Annotated in this window: 16 protein-coding genes; 10 read left to right on the top strand and 6 right to left on the bottom strand. The window is 65.2% G+C overall.

The window, feature by feature from the left end; translation table 11 throughout:
• The first annotated feature begins 155 nt into the window (after positions 1 to 155).
• Complete coding sequence (locus A5686_RS02350) at positions 156 to 455, top strand: DUF503 domain-containing protein (protein ID WP_067930512.1); 300 nt, start codon at positions 156 to 158, stop codon at positions 453 to 455.
• A gap of 50 nt (positions 456 to 505) precedes the next feature.
• Here A5686_RS02350 and trmI read toward each other — a convergent pair whose 3' ends face one another.
• A complete protein-coding gene (trmI, locus tag A5686_RS02345) occupies positions 506 to 1351 on the bottom strand; it encodes a tRNA (adenine(58)-N(1))-methyltransferase TrmI (RefSeq protein ID WP_067930509.1) in 846 nt (281 codons plus the stop codon).
• A 74-nt stretch (positions 1352 to 1425) separates the two neighbouring features.
• Here trmI and A5686_RS02340 point away from each other — a divergent pair, with 74 nt between their 5' ends.
• Positions 1426 to 2322, top strand: a complete 897-nt coding sequence (locus tag A5686_RS02340) for a RecB family exonuclease (RefSeq protein ID WP_067930506.1) — start codon at positions 1426 to 1428, stop codon at positions 2320 to 2322.
• Positions 2323 to 2380: 58 nt separating this feature from the next.
• Here A5686_RS02340 and A5686_RS02335 read toward each other — a convergent pair whose 3' ends face one another.
• Positions 2381 to 3751 (bottom strand): FAD-containing oxidoreductase, encoded by a 1371-nt coding sequence (locus A5686_RS02335; protein ID WP_067930502.1) that lies wholly within the window; start codon positions 3749 to 3751, stop codon positions 2381 to 2383.
• Positions 3748 to 4260 carry a DUF4126 domain-containing protein gene (locus A5686_RS02330; RefSeq protein WP_067930499.1) on the bottom strand — a complete coding sequence of 171 codons (513 nt, stop codon included), beginning with the start codon at positions 4258 to 4260 and terminating at the stop codon, positions 3748 to 3750. The genes A5686_RS02335 and A5686_RS02330 overlap by 4 nt, the downstream gene beginning before the upstream one ends.
• Positions 4261 to 4535: 275 nt before the next feature.
• Between A5686_RS02330 and A5686_RS02325 the strand changes: the two genes are divergently transcribed.
• Positions 4536 to 5135: a TetR/AcrR family transcriptional regulator gene (locus tag A5686_RS02325; RefSeq protein WP_067930496.1), complete on the top strand. Its 600-nt coding sequence runs from the start codon at positions 4536 to 4538 to the stop codon at positions 5133 to 5135.
• A gap of 64 nt (positions 5136 to 5199) precedes the next feature.
• On the opposite strand, the gene hisG is transcribed toward A5686_RS02325, so the two are convergent.
• Genes hisG through A5686_RS02310 form a run of 3 tightly spaced genes read right to left on the bottom strand, consistent with a single transcriptional unit; the run spans position 5200 to position 6997 of the window.
• A complete protein-coding gene (gene hisG / locus A5686_RS02320) occupies positions 5200 to 6054 on the bottom strand; it encodes an ATP phosphoribosyltransferase (RefSeq protein ID WP_067930515.1) in 855 nt (284 codons plus the stop codon).
• Between the two features lie 2 nt (positions 6055 to 6056).
• Complete coding sequence (locus A5686_RS02315; RefSeq protein ID WP_064885366.1) at positions 6057 to 6338, bottom strand: phosphoribosyl-ATP diphosphatase; 282 nt, start codon at positions 6336 to 6338, stop codon at positions 6057 to 6059.
• A gap of 26 nt (positions 6339 to 6364) precedes the next feature.
• Positions 6365 to 6997 (bottom strand): TetR family transcriptional regulator, encoded by a 633-nt coding sequence (locus A5686_RS02310; protein ID WP_067930493.1) that lies wholly within the window; start codon positions 6995 to 6997, stop codon positions 6365 to 6367.
• 305 nt (positions 6998 to 7302) lie between these two features.
• Between A5686_RS02310 and A5686_RS02305 the strand changes: the two genes are divergently transcribed.
• From A5686_RS02305 to A5686_RS02275, 7 genes are all read left to right on the top strand, one after another.
• Complete coding sequence (locus A5686_RS02305; RefSeq protein WP_067930490.1) at positions 7303 to 8145, top strand: ABC transporter permease; 843 nt, start codon at positions 7303 to 7305, stop codon at positions 8143 to 8145.
• 1 nt (position 8146) lies between these two features.
• Entirely contained in the window at positions 8147 to 9010 is an 864-nt protein-coding gene (locus A5686_RS02300; protein WP_067930487.1) for an ABC transporter permease, read from the top strand.
• An 11-nt stretch (positions 9011 to 9021) separates the two neighbouring features.
• Positions 9022 to 10590 (top strand): MlaD family protein, encoded by a 1569-nt coding sequence (locus A5686_RS02295; protein WP_067930484.1) that lies wholly within the window; start codon positions 9022 to 9024, stop codon positions 10588 to 10590.
• Positions 10591 to 10597: 7 nt separating this feature from the next.
• Positions 10598 to 11653, top strand: coding sequence for an MlaD family protein (locus A5686_RS02290; RefSeq protein ID WP_067930481.1), 1056 nt, complete (start codon positions 10598 to 10600; stop codon positions 11651 to 11653).
• Complete coding sequence (locus A5686_RS02285; RefSeq protein ID WP_067930478.1) at positions 11646 to 12701, top strand: MCE family protein; 1056 nt, start codon at positions 11646 to 11648, stop codon at positions 12699 to 12701. Before A5686_RS02290 ends, A5686_RS02285 begins: the two co-directional genes overlap by 8 nt.
• On the top strand, positions 12698 to 13813 hold the full coding sequence (locus tag A5686_RS02280) for an MCE family protein (protein ID WP_067930476.1): 1116 nt from the start codon (positions 12698 to 12700) through the stop codon (positions 13811 to 13813). The genes A5686_RS02285 and A5686_RS02280 overlap by 4 nt, the downstream gene beginning before the upstream one ends.
• Positions 13810 to 15048, top strand: a 1239-nt coding sequence (locus A5686_RS02275) for an MlaD family protein (protein ID WP_231986257.1), incomplete at its 3' end; no start/stop codon positions are given. The genes A5686_RS02280 and A5686_RS02275, both read left to right, overlap by 4 nt.

Below are 15048 nucleotides of genomic sequence, written 5' to 3'. Positions count from 1 at the left end.
GGCGGCGCCGCAGCCGTGCCGCCGCCCGTCCAAGAGGCGGCGCCCCCCCCCGCCGCGCTGCCCGCGCCCGCACCGGAACCTGCCCCCGCCCCAGAGCCCGCTCCCGCTCCGGAGCCCGGACCCGATCAGCAAAACCCGCCGGGTTGACCCGCGGCATGTGGATCGGCTGGCTCGAGTTCGACGTGTTGCTGGGCGACGTTCGATCACTCAAACAGAAGCGCTCGGTCATTCGGCCCCTCGTCGCCGAGTTGCAGCGCAAGTTCAACGTGTCGGCGGCCGAGACGGGTTCGCACGAGCTATACCGCCGAGCGGGCATCGGCGTCGCCACGGTGTCCGGTGACCGGGGTCACGCGGTCGACGTCCTGGACGCCGCCGAACGGTTGGTGGCCGCGCATCCTGAGTTCGAGCTGCTGTCCGTACGGCGCTCCCTGGTGCGCAGCGAGGATCTCGCCTGATTAGCGGTGGCGACCCACCGCGCCCGGCTACCCGCGCTTGCGATCGACCACTAGCCGTCGCGGCCCTCGCGCTTGCGCCCCAAGGGCACGGGAGCGACGACGCCGGGCGCGAGCCGTCGCGTGAAGATCAGGAAGGCTGTATGTCCCCGCATCGAGTGCTGCGGCCGGACCGCGAGACCGACCACGTTCCAACCGCGTTGCAACGTTTCCCAGGACCGCGGTTCTGTCCAGCACTGCTGTGCCCGCAGGGCTTCGACCGCCCGCGACAGTTGGGTGACCGTAGCCACGTAGATGATCAGCACCCCGCCGGGGATCAACAGGCGGGCGACCGACTCCAGCACCTCCCACGGCGCGAGCATGTCGAGCACGGCGCGGTCGAAGGATTTGTCCGGCAATTCGGAGTCGGACACGTCGCTGATGATCAGTTGCCAGTTCTCGGGTGCCTGACCACCGTGAAACACCGACACGTTGCGTTCGGCGTGCTCGGCATGATCGGGGCGCTGTTCGTAGGAGGTCACCCGGCCTTCGGGCCCGACCGCGCGCAGCAGCGAACAGGTCAGCGCACCGGAACCCGCACCGGCCTCGAGCACCCGCGCACCCGGGAAGATGTCGCCCTCGTGCACGATCTGGGCGGCGTCCTTCGGGTAAATCACCTGGGGTCCGCGTGGCATCGACATGATGTAGTCGACCAGCAGGGGCCGCATCACCAAGTACGCCGCGTTGTTGCTGGACTTGATCACGCTGCCCTGCTCGAGCCCGATCAGCGCGTCGTGCGAGATTGACCCACGATGCGTGTGGAACTCGGCGCCCGCGGTGAGCACCACCGTGTAATGCCGACCCTTCGCATCGGTGAGCTGGATACGCTCGCCCTCGCTGAACGGGCCGGTTACGGACACGCGGTCCAGCGTGCCAGCCGACTCGCCGCCGCAGGTGCTTGGGGGTTGTCGCCGCCCAGTCCTAGGCTGCCGACATGATCGTCCAGCCGCAGGCGCCGCAGCCAGCTGAGCGCCCGGCGGGTCAGGTGCGCCGCCCGGCCCTGTCGCCGTCGCGTGCGGCGGACTTCAAGCAGTGCCCGCTGCTGTACCGGTTTCGGGCCATAGACCGGCTGCCCGAGGCGCCGTCGACCGCACAGCTGCGCGGATCGCTTGTCCACGCCGCCCTCCAGCAGCTCTACGGCCTGCCCGCCGAGCAGCGCGGCCCCGACACCGCTATGTCCCTAGTGGAGCCCGCGTGGCAACAGATCATCGCCGCAACACCCGAGATGACCACCGAACTGGATCCGGCGCAGCGCACCGAGCTGCTGATCGAAGCGCGGGCGCTGCTCGCCGGCTACTACCGGCTTGAGGACCCCACCCGGTTCAACCCGGAGTGCTGCGAGCAGCGGGTGGAGGTAGAACTCGCGGACGGCACCCTCCTGCGTGGCTTCATTGACCGCATCGACGTCGCCGCCACTGGCGAGCTTCGTGTGGTCGACTACAAGACCGGAAAGGCACCGCCGGCCGCGCGAGCTCTGGCCGAATTCAAGGCCATGTTCCAGATGAAGTTCTACGCGGTGGCGCTGTTGCGATCCCGGGGTGTGCGGCCCACCCGGCTGCGGCTCATCTATCTGGCTGATGGTCAGATGCTTGACTACACGCCGGACCACGATGAGCTGCTGCGGTTCGAGAAGACGCTGATGGCGATCTGGCGAGCCATCCAATCCGCTGGGCAGACAGGCGATTTCCGTCCCACCCATTCGCGGTTATGCGACTGGTGTCCCCACCAGCAGCACTGTCCGCTGTTCGGGGGAACCCCTCCGCCGTACCCGGGCTGGCCGGAATCTTTTGTAGCGCACACTGATTCTCACACGACCGAACCAGCGGCCTAACGGCTGGTTGACGGGTGGCGACCCGCCGCGCCCGGCCACGCCGCGCTTGCGATCGCCACTAGTCGAGCGGCGAAAGCTCTTGCAGCATTGTGGGAATCAGCTCGCTGACCGTCGGGTGGATGTGCATGGTCCGGGACAGCGTCGTGTAGGGCGCTTTGGCCGACATCACGTCCAAAATGCAGTGGATGGCCTCGTCACCGCCGACCCCGAGGATGGCGGCCCCCAAAATCTCCTTGGTGTCGGCGTCCACGACGACTTTCATGAAGCCTTGTGTCTCACCCTTTTCCACCGCCCGGCCGACTCTGGTCATCGGCCACTTGGCGACCAGCGCCTTGCGCCCGGACGAGCGGACCTGCTCGACCGTCATGCCTGCGCGCCCCAGCGGCGGATCGATGTAAAGCGCGTAAGTGGTAATGCGGTCACTCACCCGGCGCGGGTCGTCGTCCAGCAGATTGGCGGCGACGATCTCGAAGTCGTTGTAGGACGTATGCGTGAACGCGCCCCTGCCATTGCAGTCGCCCATCGCCCAGATGTGGTCCACGTTCGTCTTTAGCTGGTCATCGACCACGATGTAACCGCGGGCGTCAGTCACGACCCCGGCCGCTTCCAGACCGAGGTCGTCGGTGTTGGGTCGCCGGCCCACCGCCAGCAGCAGATGGCTTCCTTCGACCGGGGCCGCGCCCTGGCGAGGAATCAGCTCGAACCCGTTGCCGGTCTTGGTTATTCGCACATCGTTCGCATCGACGATGATTTCGATGTCTTCGGCCCGCAGAATTTCCTCCACCGATGCCGAGACATCTTCGTCTTCGCGCGACGCCAGCCGCGGTCCCCGTTCGACGACGGTCACCCGAGCCCCGAACCGCCGGTACATCTGCGCGAACTCCAGCGCGATGTAGCTGCCGCCGACGATGACGAGATGCGCCGGCAACGTGTCGAGTTCGAGAACCGACACGTTGGTCAGGAAGTCGACATCAAACAAGCCGGGGATGTCGGGCACCACCGCGCGCCCGCCGACGTTGAGGAAGATGCGGTCGGCGCGCAGCACATCGTCAGCGACCCGCAGCGTGTGCGAATCCTGGAAAACGGCGTGACCGCGAAACACGGTGCAGCCCTTCATGCCCTCGAGCCAATCCTCGACGCCCTTGCGGTCGCCGAGCATGATCTCGTCCTTGCGGGCCTTGACCTTCGCCAAATCGACGCTGACCGGTCCCGTCCCGACGCCGTATTCGGCGCCCCGGCGCGCCAGATGCGCGGCATGCGCGGAAGCCACCAGCGTCTTGGTTGGGATGCACCCGGTGTTGACGCAGGTGCCGCCAATCAGCTTGCGCTCAACCACCGCGACGCGGTGCCCGGCTGCGGTCAGCCGGCCTGCCAACGGCGGGCCGGCCTGACCGGCACCAACGATGATCGCATCGAAATGGTCTGTCACTTAACCGCCGTCAGCAGGTACTCGGTCAGTACGTGACCCGTCGCCGCAAGGATGGCGAACCCGCCCACGATCGCGACCGCATCCTCCAGCAGCGCGATCGGCAGGTCCTTGCCGCCCGTCGCCGCGACCAGCCGTTTGCGCGCCTGGTAGCCGCCGAGGGTGCCCAGCACCGCGCCGATGATGCCGGCGCCCAGCGCGGTAAACGTCCAGTGCGGCCAGGCGCCGAGGGCCGCGCCCGCGAGGCCGCCCGTGACGATTCGCGCCGCGAAGATCGGCGGGGCGGTGCGCGCCGGCGTCTTGGGCAGCTTGTCGTTGATCAGTTCGCCCACGGCCAGAACGGTGAAGATGATCACCGTGATGATGCTGGCCATCCACCCCGCCCACGTGCCGTGCAAATCGACCCAGCCGATGAAGGCCGCCCAGGCGACGACCGCTGGCGCGGTCAGCGACCGCAGTCCGGCTACGACGCCAATCAGCAAGGCCAGCAAAACAATAAGGACATGTGTCACGGGAAACCTCCAGAGGAGATCGGGTCGGACCACCGATTTTGGTCCGCGGGGGAAGAGTGGTTCATCGGTGGGTTGTGCCAGCGTAGCTGGCTGGCAGTAACCCACTGCGGTGGTGCAGGTGGATCTGTCGGCGAAATGCCAGCTATGAGTATGCGACATGCCGAGCGATCCCGTCGATCGACTCCTTTCGTCGTATGCGGAGCCCAGGCGTCCGCTCCACTTGCTATGTCTACAACTGTAGACTAGTCCGGCCGCCGTTGTCTACACTCGCAGACATGGTGCATCCGAAAAAGCGGTCCGCGACCCCTCGCCCGCGAAACGCGGCCAAAACCCGCGCCGACATCCTGGCCTCAGCGCTACAGGCCTTCGCGCTTTACGGGTATGACCGCGTCGGGGTCCGCGACATCGCCCGTGACGCCGGTGTGACCGCGATGCTGATCAACCGCTACTTCGGCTCCAAGGAACAACTCTTCGCCGAAGTGGTCGAGGCGGCGTTTGCGCCGCCGGCGTTCTTCGCCAACGAGCCCGAGGCACTGGCACGCGACGCTGCGGACAACCTCATTGCGCTCAGCGCACCCGACGCCGAGCAACTGGGCAGATTCCCGATCATGCTGCGATCGGTACCCAACCCGCGCGCCGCCCAGATCGTGCGCGATGCTCTCTCACGCCATGTCGCACGACGGCTCGCCTCCCAACTACCGGAACCGGACCAGCACCTCCGCACAGAGCTGATCCTGTCCGTCATCGCCGGCGTGTGGTTGATGCGAAGCGTCATCCAGACGCCGGCACTCACCGAAGCCGCGCCAGAAAACTTGACCGATGCGGTGTCCGCGGTCATTCAAACCATCATCGACATGCCCATGGACAGCGGCTGACGGTCCGGCACTAAGGTCAGCGCGGCCCAGACCTTCGTTATGCGGACCTGGTCACCGCGCGCGATCAGAAGCGGCAGAACCTGATGTCGGACGCCAAAATCGCTTTGGCGCCGATGGCGGCCAACTCGTCCATGATCTCGTTGACGCCCCGACGCGGCACCAGCGCGCGAATGGCGACCCAGTCGGGGTCGGCCAGGGGTGCGATGGTGGGCGACTCGAGCCCCGGCGTGATCGCCGTGGCCCTATCCTGCACCGAGCGGGGGCAGTCGTAATCGAGCATCAGATATTGCTGGCCGAACACCACGCCCTGAATCCGCGCTACCAATTGGTCACGCGCCGCTTGCGTCCCGGACTTACTGGTCTGGTCGCTCTCGATCAGCACCGCTTCGGAATCGCACAGCGGTTCGCCGAAGGCCTCGAGGTCATGCAGGCTCAGAGTGCGCCCGGAACCCACCACGTCGGCGATCGCGTCAGCCACGCCGAGTTGTATCGAGATCTCCACCGCGCCATCGAGTCTGATAACGGTCGCCTCAATACCCCTGCCCGCCAAGTCTTTTCGGACCAGATTAGGATAGGCGGTGGCGATCCGTCTGCCGGCCAGGTCGGCGATCTTCCAGCCGCACCCCGCCGGTCCGGCGTAGCGAAAGCTCGACGAGCCGAACCCGAGCGCCAGGCGTTCGCGCACCGGTGCGTCGGAATCGCCCACCAGGTCCCGGCCGGTGATGCCGAAATCCAGTTCTCCCGAACCCACGTAGATGGCAATGTCTTTGGGCCGCAGGAAGAAGAACTCAACCTGGTTCACGGGGTCAATGACGGTCAGGTCTTTGGTGTCGGTGCGCCGCCGGTATCCCGCCTCGGCGAGGATCTCGCTGGCCGGCTCGCTCAGCGTGCCCTTGTTGGGGACCGCAACCCGCAGCATGGTCATAGCTTCCGATAAACGTCGTCGAGGGTCAGCCCGCGGGCCACCATCAATACCTGCGTCCAATAGAGCAACTGGCTGATTTCCCCGGCCAGCGCGTCGTCAGATTCGTGTTCGGCGGCCAGCCACACTTCGCCGGCTTCCTCGAGGATCTTTTTGCCCAGCCCGTGGACGCCACCGTCCAGTGCGGCAACCGTCGCACTGCCGGCCGGCCGGGTACGGGCACGCTCGCCAAGTTCGGCGAACAGATCCTCGAAGGTCTTCACGGCCAGCGATTGTTTCACGCCGTGGCCAGCAAAGTCACGGCGGTTTAGCACCGGCGGGGTTTTGAGCCGCTTCGTCCCTCGAATCCGGCGAGCGTGATCCGCAGCGCTTCCTCCAACCGCACGTGAAATGGTGGGCTCTCGGCGGTGTTGGAGGTCAACCACCCATCGAGCACGAATTGCACTGTGGCCAAACTGGTGTGGACCAACAGCGCGGGCCGAATGTCAACCGCCGCATCAACATGCATCCGGTGTGCGACTTGCTCGATCAGCGTGCCGTGATCTGTTTCGCTGACCAACACTGATTTGGTCAACAAGTGGGGGGCGGTTGCCACGGCAAGGCGCCAGGTATCAAGGTTGTCAATCTCGCTGATATCCATGGCGCGCGTGACGAAGAGCTGGATCAAGGCTTCAACGGGTGACTCGTGGGGCGGCCTGGCGCTGTAGGCACCCACGATCTCGGAGGCCGCCTCGCGGACGGGATCGACCAGCAATCCCTCCTTGGTCGGCGCGTACCGGAAATACGTGCTGATGGAGATGCCGGCGGCCGAGGCGATGTCCTCGGTCGTCACCGCCTCGAAACCGCGCTCGGCGAACAGTTGATGCGCGGTCTGTTGAATGTGGGAAAGCAGCTCAGCACGGCGTCGGTCGCGCAGCGAACCGGTGTTTGCTGAGGCCATGCCACCACCTTAGTCGATCCGGTAATAGGACCGCACGAAGCCGTCCAGCGACGAATTCAGATGAGTGACTCTACACTATTGAAAGTCCCTATCAAGTAGGCTAGTGTGAGGCGGCACACACCGATGAGCTGCGGAGTCCCGGCGCTTGTTGACACTATTTTAATAAGGATAGGGTCCAACGGTCGCGCAATGGCCTCCGCTCGGCACTCACGACTTAGGGGTGGGAAGAGCGCCGATGAAGGCGGTAGCTGGTACGCGACGACCCGCGCCATGGCTTTGCTAGACGGACCGCAGGTCACGCCGCTATGACGACGGCACAGCTTGATGGCGTCAACGCGATCAAGAACTGGTCCGTCGGTTACGTCAAACGTCACCCGGTCGCCTCGCTGACGACGGTAGGTGAACAGTTCGTTCTCGGGGTGCGAACCGCTCAATACTTCTTCTACGACCTGGTGACCGGGCGATTCCAGTGGCAGGAGTTCGTCCGGCAGGGCGCGTTCATGGCCGGCACCGCCGTGTTGCCGACGATCCTGGTGTCGCTGCCGATCAGCGTCACCCTGTCCATCCAGTTCGCGTTGCTGGCCGGCCAGGTCGGTGCCACGTCACTGGCCGGGGCTGCCAGCGGGCTCGCGGTCATCCGGCAGGGGGCCTCGCTGGTGGCCGCGGTCCTCATGGCATCTGCGGTCGGGTCGGCGATCACGGCCGACCTTGGTTCGCGAACGATGCGCGAGGAAACCGACGCAATGGAGGTGATGGGCGTCTCGGTTGTCCGCCGCCTGGTCGTCCCCCGCTTCGCCGCGGCGGTGATGATCGGGGTGGCCCTTACCGGCGTCGTGTGCTTCGCCGGATTCTTCGCGAGCTACATGTTCAACGTCTACTTCCAGAACGGCGCACCTGGCAGCTTCGTATCGACGTTCGCGTCGTTCGCGACAACCGGCGACATGGTCTTGGCGCTGATCAAAGCCATCGTGTTCGGCGCCATCGTCGCCATCGTCTCGAGCCAAAAAGGCTTGTCCACCAAGGGTGGACCGACCGGGGTCGCGAATTCCGTGAATGCCGCCGTGGTGGAGGCGATCCTGCTGTTGATGATCGTCAACGTCGCGATCAGCCAGCTCTACATCATGTTGTCACCCAGGACGGGACTATGACGTGACGGCATCCGCCTACCGGCCTTTCGCACCGATTTCGACGCCGCTCGTCCGGGTTTACCGACGGGGCAGAGTGCCGATCATCCGGCTCGGCCACCTGCTCGTCTTCTTCGTCCGCGCGCTGGTCGCCGTGCCACTGGCCTTGCGGCAGTACAGCGCCGAATTCCTGCGGCTGCTGTCGAACATCACCTGGGGCAACGGCTCGATCGTGGTGGGTGGGGGAACCGCCGGTGTGGCCGTCGTGCTCGGCATGACCGTCGGCGCCCTCGTCGGCATCGAGGGCTACAACTTCCTGGACCTGCTCGGACTCGGGCCCGCCACCGGGTTCGTCTCGTCGTTGGTCAACACCCGCGAACTGGCTCCCCTGATGGCGTCGCTCGCGTTCGCCATGCAGGGTGGTTGCCGCTTCACCGCGCAGTTGGGATCCATGCGTATCGCCGAGGAGATCGACGCGATGGAATCGATTGCCATCCGCCCAATCCCCTACCTGGTGACCACCCGGTTGATCGCTTCGGTGGTGGCGATCGTCCCGCTGTACGCCGCTTGCCTGGCGATCGGATACCTGAGCACACAGATCGTTGTCGGCATCGGCAGCGGCGGGTCGACCGGTTCCTACCTGCACTACTTCACGCTGATGTTGGCCGGCCAGGACATCGTCTATTCGTTGATCAAGGCCGTCATCTTCGTGTGGATCGCCTCCACGATCCAGTGCTACTACGGGTATTACGCCAGCGGCGGGCCCGAGGGCGTAGGGGTCGCCGCTGGGCACGGTATGCGGGCCAGCATCACCGTCGTGATCATCGTGAACATGCTGCTCACCATGGCGCTTTGGGGTGTCGACTCCGGCGCGAGGTTCGGTGGCTAGGTCGGTGGAACATGCCCAATTCCATTGAGCTGGACGGCCGCGGCCCCACCGACCGGCAGCTGCTGGGCATCGGCGTTGCGGTAATCGTGGTCAGCGCCCTGATCACCACGGCGATGCTGGTCAAATCCACTGGCAGACTTAATGATTACGTGCGGGTGGTTGCCGACCTGGTCAACGTGGGTGATGGCCTTCCGCAGAAGTCCGACGTCAAATACCACGGCGTGCTCGTCGGAATGGTCAACGACGTCGTCCCGGCTGCCCACGGCAAGCCCAATTACGTCCACATCGACCTCAAAGAGGAATACGCCAAGTCGATTCCGGCGAGCGTGACGGCACGCGTGGTACCCAGCAACGTTTTTGCCGTTTCGTCGGTCCAACTGGTAGGCAAGGGCTCCGGTGCAAAAATCCGCGACGGCGCCCACATCCTGGAGGACAAGCGGCTGCCGACCGTGCTGTTCCAGACGACTGTCAGCAAGCTGCGTGACCTGCTCGCCGCGGCGGGCCGTGGCCGCGACGACAGGTCCGTCGGGATCCTGGCTGCCCTGGGCGCCGCCACCGACCACCGCCGCGTGACCCTGCTGAACGCCGGCGCGCAACTGAACCGCGCTCTCGATCAACTGAATTCGATTGTCAGCACCGACACCGGCCCCTCGACGGTGTCGGCGCTGCTGGACGCGACGACCGGTCTCGCGCAGACGGCACCCGATCTCCTCGACGCGTTGCATCAGGCCGTCGAGCCGATGCGGACGTTCACCGAGAGCCGCGGGCAGTTGGCCTCGCTGCTGTCGGGCGCCGACTACACCGTCGGCACGACACGTCAATCCTTGGACAACCACATCGATCAACTGATCAGGATCACCACCGATTTCACACCGGTGCTGGGCATCTTGGCGCAGAAATCGAACAACTTCGTGCCCGCCGTCGCCAAGCTGGACAACCTGGCCAATCAGTTCATGGAACAGGTGTGGAACCCGCGCACGAACGTGGGCAACATGCGCGCGATGCTTACCTTCACGCCCAGTTCCACCTACACCCGCGCCGACTGTCCCCATTACGGCGAGCTCAAAGGACCCAGCTGCTTTACCGCACCGCTGATCCCGGTACGACCCGATCTGCCCGAGGTGCTGCTGCCACAGAACTACCATCCGCCCAAGGATCTGGCTCCGCCGCCCGGCACCGTGATCGGCCCGGACGGAAACCTGGTGGCGGTGGGGCCGCCGCTGATCAACCCCACCCCCAACCTGACCGATCCCAATCCGCCGCTGGCCCCTGGTATTACACCGTCACCACCAGTACCCGGCAGCGCGAATCCCGACAACCCCTCACCCGGGGCGCCGGCGACACCACAACCACACCAGCCGTGGGTCGCGCCGGTGGCACCCAAGGCGCCGTGGATTCCACAGGCCTCGTACCGGGCCTCTTTCGGGGGCAACGTGGGCCCCGTTGGGAGCCAGTACGAACGAAACATGCTCGGCGTCATCACCGGCGCCCCCGCAACCGAAGCCACCGAGTTGCTGCTGGGCCCGGTCGCCCGCGGAACCACGGTGTCACTGACTCATCCACCCGGGGAGGCCAAGTGAGATTTCGATGAGGTTTCGAGGCCCACTCATCGCGCTGACGCTGTTCATGATCGTCTCGTTGACGCTGACCTGGCTGGTGTACGTGAGCCTGCGGCGCGACGTAGCCGGCAACACGGCCAGGTATTCGGCGGTGTTCACCGACGTGTACGGGCTCCGCGAAGGCGACGACGTTCGCGTGGCCGGGGTTCGCGTGGGCCGCGTTGAAAAGGTGGAACTCGACGGGACACTGGCGAAGGTCTCCTTTGTCGTGCAGTCCGAACAGCGGTTGTTCGGAAACACACTCGCGTCGGTGACCTATCAGAACATCGTCGGGCAGCGTTACCTCGGACTGTCCATCGGCAAGGAGGGCAGTCCGCAGCTGCTACCACCGGGCAGCACGATCCCGGTGGAACGCACCGAACCGTCTTTCGACGTGACCACGCTGCTCAACGGCTACGAACCCCTGTTCAGCCTGCTTAACCCGCATGACGCCGACAACCTCACCAAGGGCATCATTCAGTCGTTGCAGGGCGACACGTCATCGCTCGCCACGTTGGTCGGTCAGACCTCTACGCTCACAGAGACTTTCGCCGGCCGCGATCAGGCCCTCGGCAGCGTGATCACCAATCTCGACAAGGTGGTCGGCAACCTCGCCCAACAGAACGACAACCTCGACGGAGTCATCACGCAGACCCGCAGCGTCGTCGGCGAGCTCGACCGGCGCCGTCCGGACCTTGTCGCCTCGGTGGGTTCATTGGCTCGGGTGACCGGTCGGCTGTCTACCTCCGCGACGGATGTGTATCCGGCACTGCGCGAATTCATCGACCGTCAGCCCGGTGTCGCCAGACACGTCATGGACGTCGAGCCGCAGGTGGCGTTCTTCGGCGACAACATCCCGCTGCTGCTGAAAGGCCTTATCCGGGTGGGCAATCAGGGTGCCTATGGCAACGCCTACGTGTGTGACGTGAACTTCATGGGGTTCTTCCCCGGGCTCAACGATGTGGTGCCGATCATCATCAACGCCGCCACCCCGGGCAACAAGGCCTGGCACACCCCGAGGTGTAGGAGCACAGTCGATGGCTGACCCGTGGGTACGGCAACGGCTTTCGGGGATGCGGAAGCGTCCGCTGGAGAGCTACAACAAGACCTGGCTCGGGTTCATCGCCGTCGCGGTCGTCGCGGTGGTGATTTCGGTCATGCTGCTGGTTCATGCGATCGGCGCCGGTTACCGGCATTACACCGCGGAATTTCTCCAGGCGGCCTCCCTGCGCGCCGGCAACCCGATCGTGGTCGCGGGCATCCCGGTGGGCAACGTCACCAGCATGAAACTCGTCGGCGACCATGTCGAGGCTGGCTTGAAGGTGCGCGACGACATCAAGCTGGGCAAGGACTCCCGAGCTCAGATCAGGGTTACCACCATCCTGGGTTCGCGCTACCTCGCCCTGGAACCCAGGGGCCCGGCCCGCCTGCCTCACGAGACCTTCGACCTGGCGCACACCGAAGTGCCCTACGACCTGCAGGCCGCGTTGCAGGATGCCACCACCACTTTCGAGCAGGTGGACTCCGACAGGTTCGCGCAGTCGCTGGCGGTGCTGGGCAAGCAGCTCGAGGGTCTGCCCGCCGTTGTGCCGCAGGCGATCACGAACATCAACACGCTGTCCTCGATCATCGCGGTACGACGCGACCAGCTCGGACAGCTGCTCCGCAGCACCGAGCAGGTGACCAACACGCTGCGGCGCCAACAGGCCGGCATCGGCGCCCTGATGGACCAGGGACAAGACCTGTTGGGCCAATTCGTCGCGCGGCGTGCCGTTTTTCACGCGATGATGCAGTCGTTGTCGAGCCTGGTCGACACCATGAGCCAGGTCGTGGTCAATGATCGCTCGGGCCTGGACGCGCTGATCAAAGACATGCGCGACTTCACCAACCTGATGTCTGAACACGACGACCTGCTGCACAGCATGCTGCAGACCAGCCCGATCTTTTTCCGCGAGGCCGCCAACCTCACCGGTGAGGGCAACGCGGTCAACTTCAACGCCCCCAATGTCCCGCTGATCGACTCCTGGATGTGCGCGATCAGCGGCCGTGCCAAGCAGTTCGGCATGATCCAGTACTTCAAGGACTGCAAGTGAGGGGGCTGGGCGCCAAGGCGCTGGCCATCGTCGCCGCGGTCGCGGTCATCGCCGCGGCGGTCGGTATCGGCTGGTGGACCTTGGGCTCCGACGAGGACACGATCACCCTGACCGCCCAATTCGACAGCGCCTCAGGACTTTACGAGGGCAACGAGGTGGCGGTGCTGGGCATGCCGGTGGGCAAGATCACCAAGATCAACGCCAAGGGCGGCTATGTCGAAGTCGAGTTCACCGTCGACCGGCACGTCAAAGTGCCGGCCACCGCTCAGGCCGTCACGGTGTCGACCTCCATCCTCACCGACCGCCAGATCGAGCTCACGCCGCCGTATCGCGGCGGTCCGACCCTGCAGAACCACGACACCATCGGGCTGCCCCGGACCAAGACACCCGTCGAATTCAGCAGCGTCCTCAATGTTTTGGACAAGGTGACCAAGTCGCTCGAGGGTGATGGCCACGGTGGCGGGCCGATCGCCGACGTGCTGGGCGGTGGCGCCGAGGTGGTCAACGGCAACGGCGAAAAGATCAAGGCGGCGCTGGGTGAGCTGTCCAAGGCCCTGCGGCTGTCCAGCGACGGCGGCGCGGCAACCCGCGAGCAGATCACCACGATCGTCAAGAACATCAGCACGCTCTTCGATGCTGTGGCCGCCAACGACACGAAGTTGCGCGAATTCGCTTCCACCATCCACCAAGTCAGCCAGATCATGGCCGACGAGGACCTTGGCAGCGGCAGCACGGGGCGCAAACTGGACCAGCTGATCCAGCGGGCCGGCGACCTGCTCGACGAAAACCGGGACAGCGTCAAGCAGACCGTGCTCCACGGCAATGACACACTGAAGACGGTGACCGACCAGCGGCGCGACCTGGCCGAGCTTTTGGATCTGGCCCCGTTGGTGGCAGACAACGCCTACAACATGATCGACCGGGCGAACGGCACCGTGCGGGCCCGCTTCCTCACGGATCGGTTGCTCTTCGACAGCCAGTACACCAAAGAGATCTGCAACCTGATGGGCCTTCGCCAACTGGGCTGCAGCACGGGGACCATCCAGGACTTCGGCCCCGATTTCGGGTTGACGTATGTGCTCGATGGCATGGCCGCCATGGGGCAGAAATGATGCCGACGGGGGCGCGGGGCATGTTGACGGCGGTGGCCGCGGCGATGGTCACCGCAGGCTGCGCCACGAACGGCCTTGCCAGCCTGCCTCTTCCGGCCCCGGGCCTCGGCTCGGGAGGCTATTCGCTGAACGCGGTCTTCTCCAACGCGTTGAACCTGCCGATGAACGCCAAGGTCAAGCTCGCCGGCGCCGACGTCGGGCAGCTCGAATCGATGGTCGCACGCAACTACACCGCAGTCACCCGGCTGCGCATCCGTGACGGCGTGCAACTGCCCCGGGGCAGCACCGCCGAATTGCGCACCGCGACACCGCTTGGCGACGTGTTCGTGGCGCTGAAGCCTCCCGCTGACGATCCCGCCGACACGCCGATGCTGCGCGACGGCGACACGATCGGGCTGGATTCGACCGCGGCCGCCGCGACCGTCGAGTCGGTGCTGAGCTCGGCGGCGATTCTGGTGAACGGCGGCGCGGTTCGCAATTTCACCAACATCATCAATGGATTCGGCAAGGCGACCGGCGAGCAGGGCCAGGCGTTCGGAGACATGATCCGCAAGTCCAACGAACTGCTCGGCACGTTGGACGGCCGGTCGGATCAGATTTCGCATGCGCTGACCCAATTGTCAAGGCTGGCCGACCAACTCGATGCCAAGAACCAGACCATCAGCGACCTGATGGCGGCCGCCAGCCCCGCCACTTCAGCCCTTGCCGATAACACCAGTCAACTTTCCGATCTGGCCGTCCAGGTGGGCGACACCTCCCGGCTGCTGGCCAGGTTCCCGTCAATCGGCGGGACCGACACCAGCGGCCGCAGCGTGATCCGCGACCTGAATACGATTGCCGGCGCCGCCAACGACGTTGCGATGAGCCCGGATACCAGCTGGCTGTCGGTCAATCGGCTGATCCCACCACTGGTCAAATCTACGGCGGGGAACTCGATTTCGGTGAATGTCGGTGTCGACAAGATCATGCTTGGGTCGCTGCCCGATATCGGATTCCCCGGTGACATCGGGCTGCACGGACCGCACCACTACAACGTGAACCTGCTCGTCGGCACCCTCAAGTACACGCTGTGGCGGCTGCAGGAACGCGTGGTCGGCCGGGGGCCGAATTCGCCACAGGTTCCGGTCATTCCGGACCCAAACATCCCGGGCCAAATCGATGTCGCCCCCGGCCCCCCGCCGGCCCGCTGGATCAGCTGGTCCAGTTTGCGCCCCGTGCTGCCGCTGCCAAGGTCC

Origin of the sequence: Mycobacterium sp. E2479 (genome assembly GCF_001667925.1) — a bacterium.
Classification (GTDB): Bacteria; Actinomycetota; Actinomycetes; order Mycobacteriales; family Mycobacteriaceae; genus Mycobacterium.
This window is presented reverse-complemented; position numbering and strand designations above follow the sequence as displayed.

Coding starts and splice junctions, on each gene's coding strand:
- A5686_RS02325 (WP_067930496.1), top strand. CDS start 4,536: ATGGTGCATCCGAAAAAGCGGTCCGCGACCCCTCGCCCGCGAAACGCG.
- A5686_RS02340 (WP_067930506.1), top strand. CDS start 1,426: ATGATCGTCCAGCCGCAGGCGCCGCAGCCAGCTGAGCGCCCGGCGGGT.
- hisG (WP_067930515.1), bottom strand. CDS start 6,054: ATGCTGCGGGTTGCGGTCCCCAACAAGGGCACGCTGAGCGAGCCGGCC.
- A5686_RS02295 (WP_067930484.1), top strand. CDS start 9,022: ATGCCCAATTCCATTGAGCTGGACGGCCGCGGCCCCACCGACCGGCAG.
- A5686_RS02290 (WP_067930481.1), top strand. CDS start 10,598: ATGAGGTTTCGAGGCCCACTCATCGCGCTGACGCTGTTCATGATCGTC.
- A5686_RS02305 (WP_067930490.1), top strand. CDS start 7,303: ATGACGACGGCACAGCTTGATGGCGTCAACGCGATCAAGAACTGGTCC.
- A5686_RS02350 (WP_067930512.1), top strand. CDS start 156: ATGTGGATCGGCTGGCTCGAGTTCGACGTGTTGCTGGGCGACGTTCGA.
- A5686_RS02310 (WP_067930493.1), bottom strand. CDS start 6,997: ATGGCCTCAGCAAACACCGGTTCGCTGCGCGACCGACGCCGTGCTGAG.
- A5686_RS02285 (WP_067930478.1), top strand. CDS start 11,646: ATGGCTGACCCGTGGGTACGGCAACGGCTTTCGGGGATGCGGAAGCGT.